The 7950-nt window shown below is 64.2% G+C and carries 4 protein-coding genes; 3 read left to right on the plus strand and 1 reads right to left on the minus strand.

All coding sequences use genetic code 11. The features are described from left to right. Window positions 1-253: 253 nt before the first annotated feature. Window positions 254-3103, minus strand: coding sequence for a cadherin-like domain-containing protein (locus AU188_RS17000; protein WP_156426726.1), 2850 nt, complete (start codon window positions 3101-3103; stop codon window positions 254-256). Between the two features lie 374 nt (window positions 3104-3477). On the opposite strand from AU188_RS17000, the gene AU188_RS17005 reads away from it, so the two are divergent. The 3 genes from AU188_RS17005 to AU188_RS17015 form a co-directional block, all read left to right on the plus strand. Continuing rightward, window positions 3478-4332 (plus strand): phytanoyl-CoA dioxygenase family protein, encoded by an 855-nt coding sequence (locus tag AU188_RS17005; protein ID WP_059164874.1) that lies wholly within the window; start codon window positions 3478-3480, stop codon window positions 4330-4332. Between the two features lie 15 nt (window positions 4333-4347). Then, a complete protein-coding gene (locus tag AU188_RS17010) occupies window positions 4348-5199 on the plus strand; it encodes a class I SAM-dependent methyltransferase (RefSeq protein WP_059164875.1) in 852 nt (283 codons plus the stop codon). A 373-nt stretch (window positions 5200-5572) separates the two neighbouring features. Next, window positions 5573-7950: AMP-binding protein (locus AU188_RS17015; protein ID WP_156426727.1), on the plus strand; the 2378-nt coding region annotated here is incomplete at its 3' end.

A 7950-nucleotide genomic window follows, 5' to 3' on the forward strand; every position in this document is an offset into this window, starting at 1 on the left:
GCGGTGATGACCAGGCGAGCCTTCGACATCCACTGACCGTCACCACCGTCACGCTATTCCGATGTCTTGACACACCCTGTGGTGTCTCGCGACATCGTTGACAGATGTCCCGAGACATTTACATCTGGAGCCCTGTTTCGGGTGATTTCCGCATTTGACGCCGCGTGGTCCGCAATCGCCGGCGGGGTCTAAGACGAGTTTGCGGATGTGGCCGGTGCTGGAACGCGGATGTCGAGATCGTCCGTTCTCCCGCTCAAGTTACGTCGCCTGCGATGTCGAAAATTCTTACGATGCCGGTCCCGCTGGCGACGTACAAGCGGTCACCGGCGACAGCTAGATCCCACGGACTGTGGGTGGTCCCGATGACGTCGACGACGGTGTCGGTGCTTGTGTCGATGACCAGCACCCGCGTGTTGTTGACGTCGGAAACGTATATGCGGTCACCGCTTACCGCAATGTCCGCCAAGAAGGCGAAGTCGCCGCCACCGCTTGAGATAGGTTGTATACCTTCGAGGTCCGGATTCGCGTCAACCGGAGTATTGGTGGTCAGGTCGATAACTGACACCGTGCCGTTACCATTCGCCACGTAAAGCTTGTTATTGGCAACGGCTATTCCGCGAGGTTGGTCAATTCCTGCCCCACCGATATTTTGATCCCCCGAAATGTCGGGGTCCATGTCGACCAACGTGTTGCTGGTGGTGTCGATGACTGCGACGGTGTCGGTACCAAAATTGGCAACGTAAAGACGAGTACCGTCGAGGGCCATTGCCGCCGGGTAGCTCCCCCCGGTACTGACGGACTCCGTGACAGTGTTGGTGGAGGTGTCGATCACCGAGACCGCACCGTCAAAACCATGACTTACGTAGAGCCGGTCCTCGACAGCAATCAAGTAGGCCCCTTCAAGCCCCTCGATCGTAATGTCCTGGCGCCCGGGCGTATCGGGGTCGAGGTCGATGGCGGTGTAGGTATCCAGGTCGACCACCGTGACAGTGTTCCGCGACGAGTAATGGGTGACGTAGAGACGATTGCCTACGACCGCCACCCCATGCGGAGTCGGGCCAACCTGGATATCTTGCCTCCCAGGCGTGCCAGCGTCTGTATCGACGACTGTATTCGTGTTCAGATCGACTACCGCCACCGTGGTGTTGGCGAACCATTTGGCTACGTAGAGCCGGTCACCGACCACCGTGAGATCTTTCGCACTGCTGCCTACGTCCACGGCGCCAGTGGAGCCTCCGGAGAATTCGGTGACTTCGATTGTGGCGGTGGCATGAGCGACGCCCCCGGCACCGTCAGAGACGGTGTAAGCAAATGACGCAGGACCGGTGTAGTTGGCGTCCGGGGAGAATTTGATGACTCCGTTGGTGACCGCGACGGTACCGCCTTGTGCATTGGACACCGCGGTGACGACCAATGCGCCGCCGTCGATATCGGTGTCGTTGGCGGTCAGCGTGGCCCCCTGGATTGTGAGTGCTCTGGTTTTGTCGGTGGAGAACCCGGCGTCGTCGACCGCCACGGGTGCATCGTTGACCGGTCTGACGGTGATCGACGCGGTGACGGTGCCGCTGTCGAGGTTGCCGTCATTCACCTTGTAGGTGAAAGAGTCCGAACCGTTGAAGTTTGCTTTGGGCGTATAGGTGAACGTGCCATCACTATTAAGCACGAAACTCCCCGGGACCGCGTCAGCCGGTCCGGAAACCAGCACCGCTTGCTTGGTGTCGCCGTCAGCATCGGTGTCATTGGCCAACACATTGCCCGTCGATAATGTGGTGTCCTCATCGACGCTCAACGCATCGGCGTTGGCAACTGGCGCCCGGTTGGGTGGCACCGTCGGGGCGACACTCACGGTGATGGTGTCACTGCCGGTGTGTGACTGGCCCGTACCGTGGATGTGGTAGCCGGCCACTGAGTCCGAGGCGATGATGGTGAAGCTGTCGGGGCCGCTGTAGCCGAGGTTGGGTTTGTAGGTCCACGTGCCCGCGGCCGCGTTGATGGTCACCGCGCCGTTCGTGGGTGCGCCCACCCCGCTGGTGGGCACACTGTAGGTCAACGCGTCCCCGTCGGCATCGAAACCGCCTAGTGTGCCATGGATTTCGCGGTCATCAGCATCTTGTTGTCCGCTGGTCTGCAGATCAACCACTGGTGTCGAGTTGGACCAGGCCTGGTTGGTCTGGCGGCGCACCGCCTCGATTGCTCCCCAAATCACCGAGTTGTACAGCGGCGCACCAGGACCGAAAATCGGGGCCAGCGCCGCGGTCACCGCATTGACCACCTGGCTGATGATCGAGCCGGTGAACACCATGATCGCCTCGAACGGATCCGGTGGTGTCACTGCCGGCGCCGGTGCCGGCGCATCAAGAGTGTTCAACCCGGTAGGTAGATCGGCCGCCATCGTCTTCTGGGTCTCATCCAGCCCGTTGCCGACAGACATCCGCATCCCGAACTGCCCAGCATCGGGATCAGTACTGTCCAATGCCGTGAAAATCGTTGTGCTCGTGCGGTTTCCACCCTCATCGGCGGTCAGATCACCTTCGCCGGCGATCAACGAATTCAGACCACCGGGAGCAGTCGACGGGTGCGGGTCCGATTCGGGCACGGTCGAGGGCTGCGGTGCCGGGGCAACGTTCGGCGTCGGTGTTGGCTCTGGTGGTGTGTAACTCGGGGTCTTCGGCGTACCGGTCGCTTCCACGACCGGTGTGGGCGTGGCGTCAGCGGTGGCTGTCGGGGCGCTGGACTCGAGCGTCTGCTGCGTCGAAGTGCCCGAGGACGTGATCGTTGACCCGCTGATCGTTACCTGCGGCGACCCGCCCCCACCGATCACGGTGGTGCTCTGATTGCCCGTCGTGGTTGTGGTCGAGGTGGTGTTGGTCTGCTCGTCTCGGGCACCCGGATCGCCGCCGCCGTCATTCCCCTCATCTCCGGACTCGGTAGCCGGTTCGGCGTCGGCGGATTTGGTGTCTACCGACGACGTCTCCTCACCCCTGGCGCCAGCAGCGCTGCCCTCCTCGGCCAACGCCAACCCTGGTGTCGTGGCGACTGCAAACCCGACACCCAACGCCACGGCCAACGCGCCGACCCGACCGACATACCGTGCAGATCCCACGCCCAAGCCTCCCCAGGTCTCATCCGCCAAGCGCAGCTAATGCTTCAGTCTTGTTGAACAAGGCCCGAGAGGAATCGGGGGTTTCCCTATACGTCAGAATTTGACGCAGGTATGACCAGTAGATATGCGAAGTTGAATTTGCGCAGGAAAGCAGAGCGTCGACCAGCTCCGCGAAATCGCCTGACACGCCGCCAGCAACGTGATGACTCTTGTGTTGTCGCTGAGAGCTAAGCAGCGAGCCGGCAGCCCACCCCCAAACGACAATCGATGCGCAGCACGCGCCCCAACCTGGGAGTACTTGACCACCGGCCGACCGAGGTTCAGTGTTCCCGTATAGGCCGGTCGAACGTGCGCCGGCCGGGGAAGGGCTGCTGATGAGCATCCACGACGAGCCCGACACCACGCTCGAGGATCTCAGGGGCGATCTTGCGCGCCGATACAAGTGGACACCCAGCAGTGGCTCTTCGGTGGACCCCAAGCTCGTCGACGCCGACATGGCCGCCCTCGACAACGACGGCTACGTCATCTGGACGAACCTGCTCAGCGCCGACGAGTGCCAGCAGATCCGCGAGGCCGTCGAACCTCACCTCGCGCATCCCGGACGCAACTCGTTCGAGGGACGACGCACCCAGCGGGTCTACAGCGTGCTGAGCAGGACACGCGCATGCGACCGGCTTGTCGATCATCCGCGCGTGCTGGCGGTACTCGATCGGCTGATGATGGCCAACTACCTGCTGTCGGCACTACAGGCCATCAACATTCAACCCGGAGAGTCCGCCCAGCTCGCTCACCACGACGACGGGTTCTATCCGATCCCGCGACCGCGACCGCCCTTGGCGGCCGCCACGATCTGGGCGATCGACGACTTCACCGCCGACAACGGCGCCACGGTGCTCTACCCGGGCAGCCACCGCTGGGGCAAGCGTCGGCCCGGGCCGGACGACCCCGCGCTCCCCGTCGTCATGCCGGCCGGCTCCTGCGTCTTTTTCGTCGGCACTCTTTGGCACGGCGGCGGCGCCAACACCACCGCCCGGGCGCGGCTTGCCGTCACCGCCCAGTACTGCCAACCGTGGCTGCGACCGATGGAGGCCTTCACCCTTTCGGTCCCACGCGACATCGCTCGTACGGTCTCCGCCGACATTCGCCGCATGATCGGCTACAGCATCCATCCGCCGTTCGTCGGCGCCGTCGACGGCTTGCACCCGCAGCGTCTGCTCGACCAGCCGTAAGCCGCGAGGGAAAGCGTGACGGGCCCAACAGCGCCGGAACCGAGCGACCCGGCCGGCTCTCGCGGCAAGGTCGACTTCACCGGCGTGCGCTGGGGATCGGTCGAGTGGACGCTGCTGTGCATGCTCTACCTTCGCGCCTGTGAGAGCCAGTTGGACCGCCCCATCCTGGGCGATTACTTTGCCGCACAGGACGTCGCACGCATCGAATACGACTGGGAGCGCGTCCATCGAGCCGTTCGCCCGGCGATCAATCAGTTCGGCGTGGCGTTGCGCGGCGCGCAGTTCGACGCCTTGATCACCGACTTCCTCACCGAACATCCGGACGCCACCGTCCTGCACCTGGGATGCGGATTACACAGTCGCGCAATGCGTTTGACGGTCCCGCCAGCCGTCAGATGGTTCGATGTCGACTTCCCCGAAGTGATTGCATTGCGCCGGCAGCTCTACCCAGAATCGGGCAACTATCAGATGATCGGATCGTCGATCACCGACAGCGGTTGGCTCGACAAGCTCCCCGCCGGCGGTCCCGTCCTGATCGTCGCCGAGGGCGTCTTGATGTATCTGACGCCGGACGAGGTGACGAGCCTCCTGCACCGGCTGCTCGATCGTTTCGATATCGGAGAGCTCCTCGCCGACCTGCTGTCTCCGTGGGGACCGCGGTTTTCTCGATCCGGCATCATCAAATGGGGCACCCGGGACGGCGGCGAGATCACCCGCTGGGACGCTCGACTGCACCTGATCGGCGACCGCTCCGTCATCGCCGGATTCGAGAGGATTCCGCTTCGAGGGCCGCGGCTGCTCTACCGGATGCAGAGCGCTGTCCCCGCGGCCCGAAACTACGACCGGCTCTTCCGCTACGCGTTCTAGACCGTCTCACCTGGCCCATCAGCACCACGCGACGCGGCCCCACGCCAGCGTCGCCCTGATAGCCGCATGACCGCAAACGCGCTGATCAGCGATTTCTGACGCACGCGATAATTTTTTGCCGAAACCGCGGAACGGCCCATGTGCCTGGGTTAGCGTCAGGACGGTTTCACTCATCTCGGGGGTTGGGAGAACCGATGGTCGTCACTTCTTTCGACGACGAGAGCGGCGGTTGCCTCGTCTTGCTCAACGACGAGGGCAGCACAGCCCGTGACCGACATTCGCTGAGGTCCCGGACGGCTGGATGCGCATGAAGCTCGCAGCACGCGGGGCCTGATCGGCCTCCTTTCCACATCCCTCTGGACCGGGGGCTCGGATGGGGCTTGACCACCAGGGACTGCCGCTGACACGGCGACAACTCGACATATGGCTTGCTCAGGCGTCGGGCCACTCCGGCACCGAGTGGCAGCTCGGCATGTTCGTGAAAATCGACGGTGCCATCCAGCCCGACTTGTTCGAACAGGCGATCAGAAAAGGGTTGCAAGAGGCCGAGCCGATCAGAGCCGCCTTCTTCGAGCGCGACGGCCAGGTTTTCCAACGGGCGATCGACTACTCCGATGTCGAGCTGGCTCGCTACGACCTGATCGGCTCGGACGATCCGGCACAGAAAGCTCGTGAGATAGCGACATCGATCGAACGGACGCCGATGCCGTTCGACGGCAAGCTGATGAAGTTCGCGCTGTTTCGAACGCTCCCCGATGAGTACTACTGGTTCGCCTGCTGCCACCACATCGTCATCGACGGCATGAGCATGGGGCTGGTCGGCCGGCGCATCGCCGCGATCTACTCCGCGCTTGTCGACGACACCGCCGCCTCGCCGGCATTCTTCGGCTCCCTGCGTGACCTGGTGACCAGCGAGTTGGACTATGAGGCGTCCACCGAATATCTGGACGACACCGCGTACTGGAGGGAAACTCTTCCGCCCCAAACCGCGCTGGAATATCGAACACCTCAAACTGCGAGCGGACCCGGCGACCATTGGCCATCGCCGCCGGTCCACCTGGATCCGGCGGTCGCGGGCCGCGTGAAGGAGTTGGCCAAGGCGCTGGGCGTGCGCCGATCGTCGGTCCTCACCGCGGCATGCGCCCTGCTGGTGCGCGGATGCAGCACCGTTGACTCGGAAGTGGTACTCGACTTTCCCGTCAGCAGGCGGGTGACTGCGGAATCGAAGACGCTTCCGGGGATGATCGCCGGGGTGGTCCCGCTCGTGCTGAAGACCTCGCCGCATACGCCGGTCGCCGACTTCTGCCGACAGGTCGACACACAAATCCGAGAAGCCTTGCGCCATCAGCGATTTCCCGTCCAATCGCTCGAAAATGACCTCCACGGCTCACGGCAAGCGCCGAATCGGGTGGTCCTCAACTTCGTTCCGTCGCGACTGTCCCTGAACCTCGGCGGTGTTCCGGCAACGGCGACGTACACGACGTTCGGCCCGGTTGGACACTTCGGCTTCTTCTTCATCGGGGCCGGCGATCAGCAGTCGTTCTGCTCGGCGGGGGCCGGGCAACCGTTCGCAGGTTTCGCGCCCTCGGATCTTGCCGCCCGCCTGGAACAGATGTTGACGACGATGGCGGCCCACCCCGGTCGGCGACTGCCGTCGATCGACGTCCTCGGGGCCGGCGAACCCCGACGCCTCGACGAATGGGGTCACCGTGCGGTGTTGACCCGGCCAGGGTCCACGCCGTCGTCTATTCCGGCGGTGTTTGCCGCACAGGTGACCCGCATGCCCGAAGCGGTCGCGCTGGTGTGTGGTGGTCGCTCGTGGACCTACCGCGAATTGGACGAGGCGTCGAACCGGCTGGCACACCTGCTGTCTGACCGCGGCGTGACATCGGGACAGATTGTGACGCTGCTGTTTTCGCGCTGCGCCGAAGCGATCGTCTCGATTCTTGCTGTGCTCAAGACGGGTGCGGCGTATCTGCCGATCGACCCGGCGTCGCCCGCGGCACGGATCGAATACCTCATTCAGGACGCTGCGCCCGTCGCCGCGGTGACGACGGCGGGGTTGCGCTCTCGCCTTGCGGGATGCGGACTGCCGGTCGTCGATGTCGCCGACCCCCGTATCGACACTCAGCCCGACACGCCACTGCCGGTGCCCGCGCCGGACGACGTCGCCCACATCATCTACACCTCGGGCACCACCGGTGCTCCCAAAGGTGTTGCGATCACTCACCATAACCTCACCCAACTGCTGGCTCCGCCCGACGAGCACCTGCCGCCGCGGGCGTGGGCCCAGTGGCACTCCTACGGCTTCGACGCCTCGGCCGAAGAGATCTGGCGCGCGTTGCTGCACGGTGGACGGCTGGTGATCGTGCCTGAGGAGGTGGCGGCCTCTCCCCACGACTTGAACGCGCTTCTGGTCGCCGAACACGTCAGCGTGCTCAGCCAAACCCCGTCGGCGCTCGGAACGCTCCCGCCGGAGGGCCTTGACTCGATGGCGCTGTTGGTGGCCGGTGAGGCCTGCCCCGCCGAGTTGGTGGATCGGTGGGCGGGCGGCCGGGTGATGATCAACGGCTACGGTCCCACCGAGACGACCATCTGCGCATCCCGGAGTGCGCCGCTGGAGGCGGGCTGCGGCGCCCCACCGATCGGGTCCCCTGCGGGCGAGTCGGCGTTGTTCGTGCTGGATGGGTGGTTGCGGCCGGTGCCGGCTGGGGTGGTCGGGGAGTTGTATCTGGCCGGACGTGGTGTGGG

Source organism: Mycobacterium sp. IS-3022 (assembly GCF_001500065.1).
Taxonomy (GTDB): Bacteria; Actinomycetota; Actinomycetes; order Mycobacteriales; family Mycobacteriaceae; genus Mycobacterium.